Genomic DNA, 16929 nt, shown 5'->3' on the forward strand with positions numbered 1-16929 from the left:
CACGGGGGCAGCGGCGGATGGCGCGGCGTGCATGCGGTACGCCGTCCTGCCCCGCGCACCTCGAGAACACACGTCACCGCCGCCACCATCACCCACACCCACACCGACGCACCGACCACTTCCTGGGCGCGGTTCCGCTCGGGGCGCGCTCACTCGGGCCGGGCCCGCGGGACGTTCCAGAGGTGGTGCATGGCGTACGAGCGCCAGGGGCGCCAGCCCTCGGAGTCCTCCAGATGCGCCCCGGCGGCGCGGGCCCCGGCCAGTACGGCGACATCCGACTCCAGCAGCACATCGGGGTCGCTCAGCGCCCGCATCCGGACGTAACCGGCCGTCCAGGGGCCGATGCCACGCAGCCCCAGGAGTTCCTTCTCGGCCCGGTCGCGGTCGGCCCCGGCGTCCAGCCGCACCGTGCCGTCCGCGAGCGCGGTGGCGAGCGTGCGCAGCGTGGCGCGCCGGCTCTCCGGCATGCCGAGCTCGGTGAGCGGCGCCTCGGCCAGGTCCTCCGCGCGCGGGAAGAGATGCGTGAGCCCGCCGTCGGGCCGCGCCAGGGGCTTCCCGTACGCGGCGACCAGCGCATCGCCCAGCACCCGCCCGGCCGCCACCGAGACCTGCTGGCCGAGCACGGCGCGCACGGCCAGCTCATGGGGGTCGGCGGTGCCCGGGGAACGCAGCCCCGGCCGCGCGCCCACCAGGGGCGCGAGCGCGGCGTTGGCGGCGAGGCGCTCGGCGACCGCGTACGGATCGGCGTCCAGGTCGAACAGGCGCCGAATCCGCTGGATGGCGGTGGTCAGATCGCGCAGCTCGGTCAGACGCAGCCGGCACTCCAGCCAGCCGTCACCGGGCCGTTCGTCGATCTCGACGATGGCGCAGGCGTGCGGCAGCCGCAGGGTGCGGCGGTAGGTCCGGGCGCCCGGGGCGCCCACCATCTCCTCCAGGCCGGTGAGGGCACGCCGGGCGAGATAGTCGAAGACCTGCGTGGTGTCGTACGAACCGCGGTAGGCGAGCCGCAGCGGCACCCCGGCCGTCCCGCCGTTCGTCCCCAGCACCCCGCCGGTGGCCACCGCGGGCCCGGACAGGGAGGACTTCGCGGGCCTGGCGGCACGCAGTTCGGTGGGGGTGGCGGCGTAGATCTCGCGCAGCGTGTCGTTGAACTGCCGGACGCTGGAGAACCCGGCCGCGAAGGCGATCTCCGAGGCTCGCAGGGGGGTGGTCTGCAGCAGGATCCGCGCGGTGTGGGCGCGCTGCGCGCGGGCGAGCGCGACCGGCCCGGCGCCGAGCTCGGCGGTCAGCTGCCGCTGCACCTGCCGGGCGCTGTAACCGAGCCGCGCCGCGAGTCCGGCCACTCCCTCCCGGTCCACCACCCCGTCCCCGATCATCCGCATGGCGCGGCCGACGGCGTCCGCCCGCGCGTTCCAGTCGGCGGAGCCGGGCACGGCGTCCGGCCGGCAGCGGCGGCAGGCCCGGAACCCCGCGCCCTGCGCGGCGGCCGAGGTCGGAAAGAACCGGACGTTCTTGCGCCGGGGCGTGGTCGCCGGGCAGCTCGGCCGGCAGTAGATCCCGGTCGTGGCGACACCGAAGAAGAACTCGCCGTCGAACCGCGCGTCGCGGCTGCACACCGCCTCGTACCTGCTGTCGTCACTCATCACACCTCCACTGTGCGCCCTGGCGGGGGAAGCGTGCTGGCGGAAATCGGACATGACGCTCCCGGCCCCGTGGGCGTGGGGGAGAACCCATGCGCCAGTGCCTCCCTGCCCGGATCACCGGCCGGGGCCAGTGCAGATCACGGCCCGGCGCCAGCGCTTCGGCCGGGGTCAGCTCCAACCCATCTCGGTGTAGAGGCGTCCCGCCCTGATCCCGTCGATCGCGGCCCGGGTGTAGTCGACGGTCGGCTCCGGCAGGCCGTCCAGCGGCCACCAGCCCCAGCCGACGCACTTGTCCGGCTCCAAAAGCTCCGGCTCGCCCCACGGCCCTGCGCCACCGCCATTTCCCAACTGCCCCTGGGGCCGGATGGGCGGGCGCTGCTAGAGTCGGCAGCGTGACTGCCGGGTCGGCCATGGGCCACGCACGAGTGAGGCGCCCGGCCTCGGCGTGAGTCCGAGGCGGGCCAGAGGCCCGCCCATTCCTCCGTGTCATTCCTTCTGGCGCCCTTACGTGGCGCCGGTTCCAGCGGATTCCACGATGCGGAGACACACCACAGATGCCCCACCCAACGCAGCCCCGACACGACTCCGAGCCCCAGGCCACCGTCGTCCAGCTGAATCACACCGCCGTCTATGCCCACGACCGGCAGCTGTCCGCCGAATTCATCGCCGCGATTCTGGGGGTGGAGGTCGGCGCCCCGTTCGGCCCGTTTCTGCCCATCGATCTCGGCAACGGCGTGACGCTCGACTACTACGAGAAGCGCGACGAGCCGATACAGCCGCAGCACTACGCGTTCCTCGTGCCCGATGAGCAGTTCGACGCCATGATCGCCCGCCTGGAGGCGATCGGTGTCACCTACTACGCCGACCCCGGCCACACCGACCCCGGACGGATCAACCGTCTCTTCGGTGGCCGTGGCGCGTACTTCGACGATCCCGGCGGTCACAACATGGAGATCATCACCCGGCCCTATATCCGTCCCTAGCCGCAGGGGGAGTCGGCCACCGGTGGCGCGCCCGGAAGGGCGCCCCCCGCCGGGGTGTACACCCGCGCGGCGCCTGCGTCACCATGTGCGAGGGGATGCGTAAGGGGGAGCGCATGCAGGGCGAGCCGGTGGCGCGCAACGAGTTCTCCGGTACCGCGCACACGGTGATCCAGGCGCACACCATCTACGGCGGTATCCACTTCAACGACGGCCGCCGCCCGGTCACCGGCCGTTGGCTCGCAGGTCAACTGCTGCTCGCGGGCTGCTCGGTGGCGGTGGGCGGGAGTCTGTTCGCCCTCAGGGCACGGGACGACGGAGACGGTTCCGCGCTGCCCGGTTCGATGCTCGGGCCGGTGGCGGTGGCGGTGGCGCTGGCCACGGTGGGCCTGTGGCTGGCAGTCCGCGCCATCCTGCGCCACCGCCGCTCCAGGGTCCTGTGGGGCGACCTCTCCGGTCCGGAGCTGAACGCGGCGGCCGACCGGCTCGCCAGCGCCGTACGGGAGCAGTTGGGCCGTGAGGAGCGGCTGCGCCGCCTGCAGGATCCGGCGCCGATCCCGGTCCGGTGGGACACCGCCGCCCAGGACCTGATCGACCACTGGGAGAACGTCACCGGCGGTGGCCCGGTCGATCTCGGCGGGCGGTTCGAGGAGATCACCGATGTGCTCGACCGGGTGCCGTCGGGCCGGCTCGTCGTACTCGGGCCGGCCGGTACCGGGAAGTCCGTGCTCATGGTCCGTCTCGCACTCGACCGCCTCGACCGCCTCGACCGCCTCGACCGCCTCGACCGCCGCGCCCCCGGCGAGAGGATCCCGGTGATCCTGCCCCTCGCCACCTGGCGGCCCCAGGCCCAGCCCGACTTATGGGAGTGGGCGGCCGAACTGCTCGGCACCCGTTACGCCTCGGTGGCCACCGGCACCGCCTCCGCCCGCGACCTCGCACGCGAACTGCTGCGCACCGGCCGCCTGTTGCCCATCCTCGACGGATTCGACGAACTGCCCGCGGCGGTGCGGCCACAGGCCCTGCGCACCCTGAACGGAACTCTCGACCGGGCCGCACAGATCGTCCTCACCAGCCGCGAGGGCGAATACCGCGACGCGGCGGGGGAGGCGCGCGTGCTCACCGGCGCCGCCGCCGTCAGCGTGCGGCCACTCACCCTCGCCGACCTCACGGCCTATCTTTCCCGCACCGCCACCCCGTCCCCCAGAGCCGGCAGCTCCTGGCGGCAGGTGCTCGATCCCCGCACGTCCGACCCGGCGCGCGCGGCGCGGGCGCGGGTCCTGGGCGAGGCGCTGGCCACCCCGCTGATGGCGTCGCTGGCCCGCAAGGCGTACAGCGACACCGGCCGGGACCCGGCCGAACTGCTGGACCCCGGCCGCTTTCCCGACAGCGCGGCCATCGAGGCACATCTCCTCGACCAGTTCGTGCCCGCCACCTACGACGCCTCCCTCGCCGCCGCGGTCCCGGGACGCCACTGGGACGCCGAAGACGCACACCGCTGGCTCACCTTCCTCGCCCGCCACGCCCGGACCCTGGGCACCCCGGAGGTGACCTGGTGGAGCCTGCCACGCGCGCTGCCGTGGCCGGTACGTCACGCGGCGGTGATCGCGGCCATGGTGCTGGGACTCGTGGCACTGGCACCCATCGGCTACAGCCGGCCCGTGGAGGGGCCGCTCGGCATCGGTTCGCCGCCCCTGCTCGCCGTAGCGGTCCTCTTCGGTGTGACCGCCGTCATCGACGACGCGATGGACATCCCGCAGCCCCGCGCACTCACCACCCGTGGCCGGATACCCCTCCTTCTGCGGAGGACGGCAGCCGTCGTTCCGATCGCGGTCTTCGTGGTCATGGTCGCCACGATGGGGGACCTGCGGTCGTCGCTGTACCCGGTGGTCCCGCTGGTGCTGCTCGTGGGTGGCGGGGTCTGGCAGGACACCGCCGACCACGCCCTGGCCCGCAGTCCGAGAGCGCTGCTGCGCTCGGACCGCCGGACCGTACTGGCACTGCCCGGCACACGCGCCTTCGCGGATTCCCGCCGTGCCTGCGCCGCGGCGCTGTCTCTCCTGCCGCCGCTGGCGCTGTTCCTGAGCCAACAGATCACGACGAACTACCCTCCGGGCGTGACGCCTCCCGCGCACAGCGAGGAACTGGTCACCGGCGGGGACTGGCTGCTGGTGTCCCTGAGCAGCGTGGCGGCACTGCTCCTGTACGGATTCGCCTTCTCGGCATGGGGGAAGTTCGCCGTCGCCAGACTCTGGCTGGCCGCGACCGGCCGTCTCCCCTGGCACCTGATGGAATTCCTGGAGGACGCCTGCGAACGTGGCGCTCTCCGCCAGTCCGGCGGTGTTCTGTCCTTCCGGCACCGCACTCTCCAGGACCGGCTGGCGCCACCCCGGCCGAGCCCGCCGACCCCCGCCCCGACACCCGATGCACCCTCGCCATGGCAGGTGCTCGCCCCGGCACTGTCCCCGTTCGTGCTCTGCCTGATGCTGCCGGGGCTGGTCATCACCCTCAACACCCCGGACGACGAACGCTACCGATCCGTACCCGAAGCCTGTGTGCTGCTGGACCAGCACCTGGCCGCCCGGGCCATACCCCGACCGGAAGCGACGACCCGAGAACCCTTCAGCAACGGGGAGTCTCGCTGCTACTGGTCCACCGACGGCGAGATGACGCCCAGGGTCGACCTGGTGGTCACGATCGGGCGGGCGGAGGCGGGTCAGAGCGCCGTCCAGGAAGCCGTGATGGTCTTCCGCAGCGTGGACACCATCAGCCGAGAACACGCTCGGGGTCGCAGGTCGATGCTGAGCCTCGGGCAGGAGGCGGTCTGGTGGCGGTGGGACGGCGGCGGCCAGGTGCTCGTGCGCCAGGACAACATCGTCCTCAACATGGACATGCACGGACCCGCCGCTGACACACGGCTGCCCGCCTTCGCCGAGGAGGTGCTGCACCGGGCCCTGACGAAAGCCCGGCGCAGCAGTTGAGCCCTTCAGGAGCGCGCGTCGGCCGGGTTCGCGTCCCGGACGACCTTTGGTGGGTGTTTTTCTTCCGTTCCCCCGCCGCGGCACACCTGGCGTTTTCATGAGTGCGGGTGAACGCCACCCCTGGCCTGCGCATGTTCCGGAGGCCCCTAGACTGTCTCGCAATTCTCACGTTGATCGGAGCACGACATGCGTCGCCTTACCCTTGCCCTCCTGGCATGTTCAGCCCTCGCACTCGCCGGGTGCGCGCAGGACTTTGACCGGGGCCCTGATGGGACAGTCAGCGACAAGGTCAAGGACGGGAAGAAGTTCTACTTGGTCGTGGATCCGGCCAAGGGTGGCGACGAGAAGAAGTTCCGGGTCAGCAAGTACGACTACCACGACTGCAACCGGGGCTCGAAGTACCCCAAGTGCGTTGACGACTAAGGGCTGTTGAGCCTCAGCGTATTCACCGTCGGCCCTGACACTCCGCCCATGTGTCGGGGCCGACTGCCATGGTCGGCGTTGTCCTGCCCTGCCCGGGAGGGGCGGGGTGGTCGTTCAGGTGAGCATCTCGGCGAAGCGCCGGGCGAAGAGGTAGGCGTCGCCGGGCCAGCGGGCGGACAGGTATCGGCCGTCCTGCACGACGAAGGCGGGGGTGTCGTCGGTGGCCGTGCCGCGGCGCCGTAGCTCGATGGGTCCGCGTTCGAACTGGGCGGGGTCGTTCAGGGCGGCGACGACCTCGTCCTGGACGTAGGCCGGATAGGTGCGGTAGTAGCGGCCGCGGCGCCAGGCCGTGAGGTAGTAGGCGGTCCGCTCCATGTACGCGGGCAGGCAGGTGGTGCGCCGGTCGGCGAGGAGGCTGCGGCCGGTGGCCGGGTCGTTGGTGCGGGCCAGGGTGAGGACGCCGTGGCATATGGCGCCGACCGGGCGGTCCAGCCCCCAGAGCTCCGCGATCTTCTCGCGCAGGACGTCGGAGCCGAGGTACTGGCGCATCCCCGGGGCGTGGCCGCCGGGCAGGATCAGCCCGTCGTACGCCTCGGGCTCGAGGTCCGCCCATGCCAGGGGGCGGCGGAAGGCGGTCGCGTCGGTGAGCTGCCGGTAGAACTCCTTGGGCTCGGGCTCCGCGCCGAGTTGCCCGAAGAGCACTCCGGTGATCAGCAGCGGATCGGCGGCCGGCGGGCCGTCGCCGTGTTCGGTGGCGATCACCACCTCATGGCCGAGGTCGGTCAGGAGCTTCCAGGGCACGGCCACCTCGGTGACGTCGAAGTCCCGGTCGGGCAGCGGCATGAGAATACGCACGGGGACTGCCTACCACAGGGGTTACGGGCGTCCGGAGCCAGGTGGCACGTCGGCCACCGCAGCCGAGCCCCGGCCCGTACGCATGCGTAGGGGCCGGGGCTCGGCGGAGCCGCGGGTTACTTCCAGATGGAGTCGACCCATTCGGGGTGGTCGATGAACGGGTTCCGGTTGTGCTGGAAGCTGTCGTAGATGACCTGGTTGCGGTTCTTCTCGAAGGCGTCGGGCGGGTCCTCGGCGCTCCACGCCTTCAGCACCGACAGGCGGCCGATATTCGGCGCGGAGCCGTTGTCGACGTTGTCGTTGGGCTCGAGGTCGGCGAAGCCGTCGTCCCCGTCGTAGCGGACGGCCATGTAGAGGATCATCCGGGCGACATCGCCCTTGACCTGGTCACGGGGTTCGAAGGAGTCGTCGTCACTGCGGTTGCCGGGGGCGTCGGGCACGTCCTGGCCGCCGTTGTCGAAGTCCTTGTTGCCGCGGATGCTGTTCACCGTGACGTTGGTGGGGCGCAGGTGGTGCAGGTCGGTGCCGGGCCCGGTGGCCGTGCCGAAGTCACCGTGCGACTTCGCCCAGACGTGCTCGCGGTTCCAGTCGTCCGGGTTGCCGCCGCTCGCGTCCTTGGACTGGGAGCGGCCGGAGTAGAGGAGGATGACGTTCGACGAGTTGTCCGGGTCCTCGTCCGTGGACTTCAGCGCGTCCCATACCTCGTCGTAGGACACCTTGGTCTGGTCGCTGATGATCGTGTGCAGCGCGGCCTTCAGCTCCGGGCCGCTCTTGCCCATCGCGTCCTGGTAGTAGGTGTCGTCCAGCGCCTGCACGGCCGTGGGCCGGTTGGTGTCGGCCGGGGCCGGTGTGTTGGCGGCGGCGACCGAAGGAGCGGCGATACCGGCCACGGCCACGACGGCCAGCAGCGGAAGGCGCCGTGATCGGCTCGGGCGATGAGTGGACATGATGTGGGGGGTGTCCTCTCCTAGATGAGTACCCGGACCGCCAACCGGCGCCGCGAGTACGGATGTTCAAGGCACAAGCTCTGGGAGATTCCCATGCGCGAAGCCCGAACGCGTGTACATGGTGTGCCCGTTCGGCGCGGATCCGATGAACGCCCAGTGGTGAAGGGAAGGGCCGTTCGGCCTCCACCGCGGCTCGGGTGAGGGCTCGCGTGAGGAGCGGGAGTGGGCGGCTCGGCCCACCGTCGGCGCAACCCCCGGACCGCCGATGACCAGGTCTCCGCCGTGTCGGATGAGGAGTGCTGGCAGTATCGACGTATGGCTGAACAGATCATCGCCGCGTGTGACGGGGCATCGAAGGGAAACCCCGGGCCCGCGGCCTGGGCATGGGTCATCGGGGGCACCGACGGTGCGGTGGAGCGCTGGGAGGCCGGGCCGCTTGGCACCGCGACCAACAACGTGGCCGAGCTCACCGCATTGCAAAGGCTGCTGGAGTCCACCGACGCGACCGTGCCGCTGCAGGTGCGCATGGACTCGCAGTACGCGATGAAGGCGGTCACCACATGGCTGCCCGGGTGGCGGAAGAAGGGGTGGAAGACCGCCTCGGGATCCCCGGTGGCCAACCGCGAGCTCGTGATGCGTATCGACGAGCTCCTGGACGGCCGCAAGGTGGAATTCGTCTACGTTCCGGCGCACCAGGTCGACGGCGATCCGTTCAACGCGGCCGCCGACGGGGCGGCCAGCCACACCGCCCGCACCCAGCAGCCCGCGGGCACCTCGCTCGGCTCCGCCCTGCCCCCGCCCGAGACCCAGACGACGACACGCTCAGCGGGCCGCGGTGGCACGGCGCGCCCGCGCACCACGGCCGCACAGCGGGGGACGGGCCCCCGCTCCAAGGCCTCCATCAAGGCGAAGTTCCCCGGCCGGTGCCGCTGCGGCACGCCCTACGCCAAGGGCGAGACCATCAGCAAGAACTCCGACGGTTGGGGCCATCCGGCCTGCGCCGCCTGAGCCGCGGGGCGTCCGTGGCGCGCCATCCGGGCCTGGCCTGGGGCCGGACCGGGCCGGTCCGGCCCCAGGCCGGATCAGGGCGCGGTGAAGAGCGTGGGGAACCGTGGGGCGAGCCAGGGCTTCCGGCCCCAGGCGAGAACGTGGCCCCTGGCGGCGGCGCCCCACGGGCCGCGGCGGCCCAGTGCCATCAGAAGGAAGGCGACGGGCTCGGTGAGGATGGTGCAGTCCGGGCGGCTCGGCGGATGGGGGGTGACCGTCACCGCCCCGTCGGAGAAGGTGGTGCCGAAGCGGGCGCCACCCCTGAGGCGGACGGTGAAGCGGGCGGTGAGCCCGGCGGTGGCCGTGGTGTCGACCACCCGTGGCATGGCCGTGATCAGGAAGGGCAGGGTCAGTTCGACCCGCGCCCGGTTGATCATATGCGGGCGGCCCAGCGCACGGGCGAGGTCATAGCCGTGGCCGAGCATATGGGTCAGCAGATACGACCCCAATACGTCCAGGCTCATCGGGCCCATCGGTGTGACCAGCTCTCCGGATGACGCGGGCCGGCCGGATGACGCGGGCCGGGCCGCCGACCGGAGGAAGGCATCGGCCTGCTCCACGATCATGGCGGCCAGCGGCTCGGCCCGACGCTCGGCGAACGCGGCGAGCGCGAGCTGGTTGGCCTCGGCCAGCCCGTGCGGCGTCCCGTCCCCGTAACCGCGGGTCTTGCCGTCCGCGAGGTGCGCCATCAGCTCGTTGGCCTGCGCCAGATGCGCCGCCGCCTCCCCGACCGTCCACTGCGACCCGGGCACCCGAGCCCCGGTGTCGGGTGCGCCGCGCAGCGTTGTGGCGATGTCGGCCGCGGTGGCGCGGATCGCCTCATTCAGCCCCGAGGGCCACGTGCTGCCGCCGTCGCCCTGCCCGCTCACGGATTCCACGTGCCCTCCCCGCACCGAGCCGGGGAACTTCCCCGGGGTACGTACCCTGTCACGGCCCCCCGGCCGCCACGATCACGGTGTCAGCACGATCCTGCCGAACACCTCACCGGCGTCCATCTTCCGGTGTGCCGGCACGGCGTCCTCCAACGGCAGCACCTCATGCACCACCGTCCGCAGCTCGCCACGGCCTGCGGCCGCGAACTGCTCGGTCCGCACCGCACGTCGATCGGCTTCGGCCACGGTGTCGGAGCTGAAGGTGGCGAAGGACATCGACTTCCGGAACGCCGCCATCATCGTCATGCCGAAGTCCGCCGGTGGCAGGCCCCCGACCATGCCGACGGCCACCATGCGGCCGTTCGGGTTGAGCTTGGCGAAGAAGGAGGGCATGTCCGCACCGCCGATGATGTCAATGATGACGTCGTAGCCCGTGGGAGCGTCCTCGCCACCCTCGCCGGAGCGGTCCAGCACATGGGTCGCGCCGAGCTTGCGCAGGCGATCACCGCGCTCGGCCGACGACGTCGTGACCGCCACCGCGCCGGCACCGCCATGAGCCGCGAGCTGGACCGCCATGATCCCGATGCTGCCGGCCGCGCCGCGCACCAGCACGGACTCGCCGGTCGCGAAGTGGGCATGGGCAAGGCCGAAGTGGGCCACCACTCCGGAGCTCCCGACCGTCACCGCGTCGACCGGCGACAGGTCCTCGGGGAGTGGCAGGGTCTCCTCGACCGAGGCGATGGTCTGCTCGACGTAGCCGCCACTCACGCCGGTGAACGCCCATACGCGCCGACCGACCCATGACGTGTCGACGCCCTCGCCGACCGCGGTCACGATGCCCGCCACCTCGCTGCCGGGGATATGGCCTTCCTTGAAGCCGTAGGAGGCGAGGACACCGCTTCGGATCAGGACGTCGGCGCCGCCGACACCGATCGCCTCATTGGCGATGAGTACCTGTCCCTCGGCGGGAGTGGGGGTGGGAAGGTCGATGACCGCCAGACCTTCGGGGCGTCCGAACGCCTGGATCGCGACTGCCTTCAATGTCGTCTCCTTGTTCTGGGGTCGGCCGGGATTGACGGGTCGGCCGGGATTGACGGGTCGGCCGGGATCGATGGGTCGGCCGGGGCCGCCCGACCCGGCCCCGGGCGCCGACGGGCCGCACCCGGAGAAGTGCCGGGCTCCCATGCCGTCGGACGCTAACGGACGCCCCCGTCCACTTGGCTAAAGTGAGAGAGGTGACCGACCGTTTGCCTCACCCCCTGCGCTCCGACGCCCTGGACAACCGCGAACGCATCCTCGACGCGGCCCGCGCGCTGTTCGCCACCGAAGGTCTGAACGTGCCGATGCGGGAGGTCGCCCGGCACGCCGGGGTCGGCCCCGCCACCTTGTACCGCCGTTTCCCGACCAAGCAGATGCTGGCCACCGAAGCCTTCGCGGACGAGATGCGCGCCTGCCACGTCCTCGTCGACGAGGGGCTCGCCGATCCGGACCCGTGGCGCGGCTTCTGCCTCGTGATCGAGAAGACCTGTGAGCTGCACGCACGCAGCCGAGGCTTCACCGAAGCCTTCATGTCGACCTTCCCCGGTGCGATGGACTTCGCCGCGGAGCGTGCGTACGCAGTGAAGTCGATGGCCGAACTGGCCCACCGCGCCAAGGACGCCGGCCATCTGCGTCCGGACTTCGTCCTGGACGACCTGATCCTCATGCTCATGGCCAACAGGGGTATCCACACCGCATCGCAGGCCACCCGGGTCGCGGCCTCCCGGCGCTTCGCCGCGCTCGTCATCCAGGCGTTCCGCGCCTCCCCGCAGCACTCACCGCTCCCGCCGGTGGCACGACTGGCAACCGCGGCATCAGGCAAGATCATGTGAAGACATCGCCGAGGGCCTGTCCGGGCGACGCCCGTCGTGACTTCCTCCAACTGCTCGTACGCAGCCGCCGCTAGGGCGTACATGGCGATGGCGTGGCAGGGGAGGCCGAGGCGTGTCCCGTGTCTGCCCGGCTGTGCGGGGTGGCGACGGTAGCCTCTACCGCGGACGGCGGCACGCGGGTACGGCGTTTTCACACGCCGGTGCGGAGTGCCACCGGTCGGTCGTACGTGGTCGTACGGGGGGAAGTGTTCTGGTGACCGGGGCCGGCCGGAGTCCGCGCACGGCCGCCAGGAGAGATGAAGACATCGGGAGGGTCGGGCATGAGCCGGTGGGGCACGGCGCTGGATGCCGCGGGGATCAGCGATCCCCGGCTGCGGGAGGACTACACGCACCAGCGGAAACTGGTGGCGGGCTACCGGCGCAGCTCCTACCTCGCCGCGCGCCTGCTGCTGCCTCCGCCGTTGCTGCCGCATCTGATCGCGGCGACCGCCTTCATGCACCGCACCGACACCCTCCTCGACAGCGGCCCCGCCGAGGAGCGCGCCGGGGCCTTCGCGGAGTGGGCGAAACAGGTGCGTGACGGCCTGGCCGGTGGCGGAAGCGAGCATGCTGCCGTACGGCCGCTGCTGCACACCGTCTCCGCGCATCCAGGGCTGCGCGAGCGGGTCGAGGACTTCCTCGACGCGGCCCCACTGGAGCTGGAGTTCACCGGGTTCGCCGCCGAAGCGGACTACCAGCGTTACGTCGACACGTATGCGCTACCGGCGTTCATGCTGATCGCGGGCCTCTTCGCAGGGGAGGACACCCCGGTGGGCTACCGCGAGGCATGCCGCGTGTACATCGACGGCAGTCAGCGCCTGGACTTCGTCAACGACCTGTCCGAAGACCTCGCCGACGGGCGGCTGAACCTGGTGCGGGAGACTCTCGACGCACACGGTGTCAGCCGCGTCGACCTGGAGAAGGCCAGGGACACCTCCGGGACCCGGAGCCTGGTGGCGCACGTGCTCGGCCAGGCCCACCAGTCCCTGTCCGGCAGCCGGAGCCTGGTCGGCCTCGCGCCACCCGAGGGCCGCCCGCTGTTCCGCGCCATGATCGAGATCGAGCAGCTCACGGCCACGGCGGCCGCCGCCAAGGGTCCCGGCGTCCTCCGCGCCCCCGCCCGGCCTCCGCTGCCGGCCACCGCCCGGGTGCTGCTCCGGGAGCGCCGCCACGCCCGTCGGCCGCGCTGAACGTGGCACATCCGCGCGTCAGCGCGGAACGGTGTCCGCGTCCGGGGTGGCCGTCGAATAGAAGACGGACTTCTGCTGCTTGGTGCGGTGTGCTTGGCCCTTGGCGACGAGTGATTCGAGGGTGCTGCGCACCACCGTGGGCTTGATGTCGCGTCCCGGAAGAGCCTGGGTGAGAGTGGCGGTGATCTCGGCCGCGGAGCGGGGCTCGCCATGCTGGGTGAGGTCACCGCGCACGAGCTCCCGGAGCGTGGGCGCGCCCGCTTCGCGCCCTGGCTTGCGGCTCGGGCGGCTGCCGGCTGACTCCGTGCTCTTCCGATGTCCGCTGGTCGCGCCGGCCTTCTTCCGGGGCTTGCGGGTGGCAGGCGGCGCCGCGGACTCCCGCGTGGCGGAGGGACCATTCCCGGAGACGCTGACGCCACCGTTCTGCGGTGTGCCACCGACGGCGTCGTCACCAAGGGTCTCTCGCATGCTGAGCAGGAGCGCCCGGTTGTCTTCCAGCACCGCCAACTGCTCCTGCAGTGAGGCGATTTCGGAGCTGAGGCGCTCGTGCTCGGCGGAGTTGCGTTCCAGATCGGCGGCGACCTGGGCCGCGTACTGGGATTTCAGGCTGGTGTTATCGGCAGGAGTGTCCACTACAAGCTCCCTCATCTGGGCGCACACCACGTTGGTGCTGGATGGTACATCCGTGTGATTGCCACGTGGAGGCCGATCCCGCCGTTGAGCTGGTGCGGTGGCCGCGGCCACCGCACCAGGGGGTGCACACACGGTCGGCAGCTCGGTGGCCACGTTCCGACGGCCGGACAGTCCTTGCCCCGCTTAGCCGGACACTCGTAAGGTGACGTGTGTCAGGTTGCCATCAACTCCGCAGCAAGGAAGGCGAGATGACGACCACCGCATCCGAGGCCGCGTTCACCGGCGAAGCGCCGTTCTTCCCCGCCCCGCGCACCTGCCCGTTCAGCGCACCTCCGCAGCACACCGCGTTCCGGGAAGCCGGCGGTCTGCACAAGGTCACCATCTGGGACGGCTCCACGCATTGGCTGGCCACCCGGCACGCGGACATCCGTGCCGTCCTCTCCAGCCCGTCCTTCAGCGCCGATGTGCGCAACCCCGACTTCCCGCTGGTCCACTCCAACCAGCCCGAACACGAGGGCGGTCTGTTCCTGCGGCTGGACGACCCCGAGCACGCCAGGCTCCGGCAGATGCTCACCAAGGAGTTCAGCGTCAGGCGCACGCAGGCGATGCGCGAGAACCTGCTGCGGATCACGGACGAGTTGATCGACGCGATGCTCGCCAAGGGCGGCCCGGCCGACTTCATCCGGGACTTCGCACTGCCCCTGCCCTCCCGGGCCATCTGCCTCATCCTCGGCGTCCCCTACGAGGACCACGACCTCTTCGAGTGGCACGCCAACGCCGGGACGGACCTGGACGTCAGCCACGAGGAGCGGGCCCGTGCACAGCGGGAGGCGTTCGCATACTACGAGGCCCTCGTCGAGCGCAAACGCCGAGAGCCCTCCGACGACATGATCAGCCGGCTGCTGGCCCACCACACCGGCCCGGACGGGTTCGCGCCCGAGATGATGCCCGTCCTGGTCGGAATCCTGGTCGGCGCCGGACACGAGACCACCGCCAATATGCTGAGCCTGGGCACGGTGGCGCTCCTGGTCAACCCGGATCAGCGCGACCGGCTGCGGGCCCACCCCGAGTTGGCCCCGAGCGCCGCGGAGGAGATGCTGCGCTACTGGAGCATCGTCTCCACCGATCCGCGGCGGGTGGCCCTCGAAGACGTCGAGGTGGGCGGGCAGCTTGTCCGCAGGGGCGAGGGAGTCATCGTCTCGCTGATCGCGGGAAACCGGGACCCCCGCGCCTTCGGCGCCGACGAGGGCGAGTGTCCCGCGGACACGCTCGACATCGCGCGCAACGCCCGTCGCCACGTGGCGTTCGGGTTCGGCTCCCACCAGTGCCTGGGCCAGAACCTGGCCCGGGTGGAGATGCAAGTGGCCTGGCCGCGGCTCTTCGAACGCATCCCCGGGCTGCGGCTCGCCATCGCCCAGGACGAGCTGCCGTTCAAGAAGAACTCCATCGTCTACGGCCTCAACTCCCTTCCGGTCACCTGGTGAGCCGGGCGGAACCCTGACGACAGAAGGACTGCCCCTCGAGGTGTCGCAGAATGAGGTGCATGAACGAGGACACCGCCACCGACACCACACGCCGGCGCAATCCCCGCGGCCAGGGGGACCGGCTCCGCGCGGAGATTCTGGCCGCCGTGGCACGGCTCCTTGACGAGAAGCTCACGCAGAACCCACTGCCGGTGTCCCTCCGGGAGGTCGCACGCGAAGTCGGCATCGCCGCCCAGAGCATGTATCTGCACTTCGCCGACAAGGACCAGCTCGCCCGCGCCGTCGCCGAGGACGGCTACCAACGTGTCGTCGCGGCCATGCGCGACGCCGATGGCCAGGCGGCCGCCCACGGTGCCGACGCAGGCGAACGCCTCCGCGCCCAGGCGAACGCCTTCTGCGCCTTCGCCCGCGCCGAGCGCGGTGTCATCCGCCTGATGTTCGGTCATAACTCGTCCAGCTTCGGCGAGCCCGGCCGGACCCACCCGGCCCGCCTGCTGTGGCGGCAGTGGCTGGACGCCATCCACGCCTGTGAGGAGGAAGGGCTGCGCTGGCCCGACGGCGCCGAGCAGACCGCGATCCTCCTGTGGTCCGCCCTCTTCGGCCGCTTCGCCCTGTGGACCTCCACGTTCGGGCGCCACGACGCACAGGAACTCACCACCTTCGTCGACCGCACCGTCGACACTCTGCTGCGCGACGCACATCGGTGACGGCGTCTCAGGGCCTGCCGTCGGATGCGCCGCATGCGGCAGACTGCGTGCGGCATCATGATCACTCGCCGCCCCGTACCGGCGCGGTGACCGGCCGCTCCACCCGGCGAAGCATCTGAAAGGACCACCGATGACCTTGGACGCAGGACCGATACGCTCCGGCGCGCACGCGACGGCAGACGCGGTGGCGGACGGCCTCCCGGCCACGATGCGCGCGGCGCGGTTCGACGCGGCGGCGGGCACGCTCACGGTCGAGGATGTGCCCGTGCCCCGGCCGGGAGCGGGCGAGGTCGTGGTCAAGGTGGCCGCGTGCGGCATCTGCCAGTCGGACCTGAGCCAGCTCGACGGCCATATCGCGCCCCGGCTGCCGGTGGTCACCCCGGGGCATGAGGCGTCGGGCGTGGTGGCGGCGGTCGGCGATGGCGCCGGGCACTGGAGCGCGGGCGACCGGGTGGTCCTGGGCGCGGGAAAGGCGTGCGGCACGTGTCCCGCCTGCCGGTTCGGCGGTGGTACGAACACCTGTGAGGACCTCCAGGTCATGGCCTTCCACTACGACGGGGCCTGGGCCGAGTACGTACTGACCGACGCCACCACGCTCATCGCCGTGCCCGACTCCGTACCGCTGGAACACGCCGCCGTGCTCGCCGACGCCGTGTCCACCCCGTACGGCGCCATCGACACCGCCCAGCTGCGGTCCGCCGAATCCGTGGGCATCTGGGGGCTGGGAGGCCTGGGCACCCACCTTGTGCAGCTGACCCGCATCTGCGGCGCCTCCCCGATCGTCGCCCTCGATCCCCTGCCCGCCGCACGCGAGCGCGCCCTCGCCCTGGGCGCCGACTTCGCGCTCGACCCGACGGACGATGGCACCCGGGCCAGGCTGAAGGAGATCACGGCGGGCAAGGGCCTGGACGTCGCCTTCGACTGCGTCGGGCGCACGCCCTCCTTCACCCAGGCAGAGCGTGCCCTCGGCCATCGGGGCCGCCTGGTGCTCGTCGGCATCTCTCCCGACCCGCTGTCCGTGGGCCCCGAACTCCACTTCGTGCGCAACCGCCACACCGTGATCGGGCACACCGGGTATCGCATGGAGCATCTGGAGGACCTGGTCGAGCTGACCGCCCGGGGCCGTCTGGACATCTCCGGGTCGGTCAGCGCGGTGCTGCCACTGGAGGACGTGAACGAGGCCATCCGCCGGCTGCGCGACCGGGAGGGCAACCCGATCCGCATCCTGCTGCGGCCCTGAGGCGGGTCTGCTGTCGG

At 71.5% G+C, this 16929-nt stretch carries 15 protein-coding genes; 8 read left to right on the plus strand and 7 right to left on the minus strand.

Going from position 1 to position 16929, the window contains the following annotated elements; genetic code table 11:
- Positions 1-149: 149 nt before the first annotated feature.
- Both J8403_RS41415 and J8403_RS44500 read right to left on the minus strand, forming a co-directional pair.
- Positions 150-1643: an AlkA N-terminal domain-containing protein gene (locus tag J8403_RS41415; protein WP_211127693.1), complete on the minus strand. Its 1494-nt coding sequence runs from the start codon at positions 1641-1643 to the stop codon at positions 150-152.
- Between the two features lie 168 nt (positions 1644-1811).
- Complete coding sequence (locus J8403_RS44500) at positions 1812-1946, minus strand: NUDIX hydrolase (protein ID WP_281427978.1); 135 nt, start codon at positions 1944-1946, stop codon at positions 1812-1814.
- 251 nt (positions 1947-2197) lie between these two features.
- Between J8403_RS44500 and J8403_RS41425 the strand changes: the two genes are divergently transcribed.
- A complete protein-coding gene (locus J8403_RS41425; RefSeq protein ID WP_211127694.1) occupies positions 2198-2626 on the plus strand; it encodes a VOC family protein in 429 nt (142 codons plus the stop codon).
- Between the two features lie 113 nt (positions 2627-2739).
- Complete coding sequence (locus J8403_RS41430) at positions 2740-5604, plus strand: NACHT domain-containing protein (RefSeq protein ID WP_211127695.1); 2865 nt, start codon at positions 2740-2742, stop codon at positions 5602-5604.
- A gap of 537 nt (positions 5605-6141) precedes the next feature.
- Here the strand turns inward: J8403_RS41430 and J8403_RS41440 are convergent.
- The gene (locus J8403_RS41440; RefSeq protein WP_211127697.1) at positions 6142-6882 is read right to left on the minus strand and encodes a type 1 glutamine amidotransferase domain-containing protein; all 741 of its coding nucleotides are present in this window, start codon (positions 6880-6882) and stop codon (positions 6142-6144) included.
- Between the two features lie 116 nt (positions 6883-6998).
- Entirely contained in the window at positions 6999-7829 is an 831-nt protein-coding gene (locus tag J8403_RS41445) for an endonuclease I family protein (RefSeq protein ID WP_211127698.1), read from the minus strand.
- Between the two features lie 315 nt (positions 7830-8144).
- Between J8403_RS41445 and J8403_RS41450 the strand changes: the two genes are divergently transcribed.
- Positions 8145-8837: a ribonuclease H family protein gene (locus tag J8403_RS41450; protein WP_211127699.1), complete on the plus strand. Its 693-nt coding sequence runs from the start codon at positions 8145-8147 to the stop codon at positions 8835-8837.
- A 74-nt stretch (positions 8838-8911) separates the two neighbouring features.
- On the opposite strand, the gene J8403_RS41455 is transcribed toward J8403_RS41450, so the two are convergent.
- Entirely contained in the window at positions 8912-9754 is an 843-nt protein-coding gene (locus J8403_RS41455; RefSeq protein ID WP_211127700.1) for a maleylpyruvate isomerase family mycothiol-dependent enzyme, read from the minus strand.
- Between the two features lie 72 nt (positions 9755-9826).
- Positions 9827-10789, minus strand: coding sequence for a zinc-dependent alcohol dehydrogenase family protein (locus J8403_RS41460; protein WP_211127701.1), 963 nt, complete (start codon positions 10787-10789; stop codon positions 9827-9829).
- A gap of 194 nt (positions 10790-10983) precedes the next feature.
- Here J8403_RS41460 and J8403_RS41465 point away from each other — a divergent pair, with 194 nt between their 5' ends.
- Both J8403_RS41465 and J8403_RS41470 read left to right on the plus strand, forming a co-directional pair.
- Positions 10984-11619: a TetR/AcrR family transcriptional regulator gene (locus J8403_RS41465; RefSeq protein WP_211127702.1), complete on the plus strand. Its 636-nt coding sequence runs from the start codon at positions 10984-10986 to the stop codon at positions 11617-11619.
- A gap of 296 nt (positions 11620-11915) precedes the next feature.
- Entirely contained in the window at positions 11916-12848 is a 933-nt protein-coding gene (locus tag J8403_RS41470; RefSeq protein WP_343245350.1) for a phytoene/squalene synthase family protein, read from the plus strand.
- Positions 12849-12866: 18 nt separating this feature from the next.
- Here J8403_RS41470 and J8403_RS41475 read toward each other — a convergent pair whose 3' ends face one another.
- Entirely contained in the window at positions 12867-13496 is a 630-nt protein-coding gene (locus J8403_RS41475) for a hypothetical protein (protein WP_246586243.1), read from the minus strand.
- Positions 13497-13729: 233 nt separating this feature from the next.
- Here J8403_RS41475 and J8403_RS41480 point away from each other — a divergent pair, with 233 nt between their 5' ends.
- The 3 genes from J8403_RS41480 to J8403_RS41490 all read left to right on the plus strand — a co-directional run bounded on the left by J8403_RS41480 (position 13730) and on the right by J8403_RS41490 (position 16912).
- Positions 13730-14965: a cytochrome P450 gene (locus tag J8403_RS41480; RefSeq protein ID WP_211127703.1), complete on the plus strand. Its 1236-nt coding sequence runs from the start codon at positions 13730-13732 to the stop codon at positions 14963-14965.
- 59 nt (positions 14966-15024) lie between these two features.
- Positions 15025-15672 carry a TetR/AcrR family transcriptional regulator gene (locus J8403_RS41485; RefSeq protein ID WP_246586244.1) on the plus strand — a complete coding sequence of 216 codons (648 nt, stop codon included), beginning with the start codon at positions 15025-15027 and terminating at the stop codon, positions 15670-15672.
- Positions 15673-15802: 130 nt separating this feature from the next.
- Positions 15803-16912 carry a zinc-binding dehydrogenase gene (locus J8403_RS41490; RefSeq protein ID WP_211127705.1) on the plus strand — a complete coding sequence of 370 codons (1110 nt, stop codon included), beginning with the start codon at positions 15803-15805 and terminating at the stop codon, positions 16910-16912.
- The last annotated feature ends 17 nt before the right edge of the window (positions 16913-16929 follow it).

Origin of the sequence: Streptomyces yatensis (genome assembly GCF_018069625.1) — a bacterium.
Lineage (GTDB): Bacteria > Actinomycetota > Actinomycetes > Streptomycetales > Streptomycetaceae > Streptomyces > Streptomyces yatensis.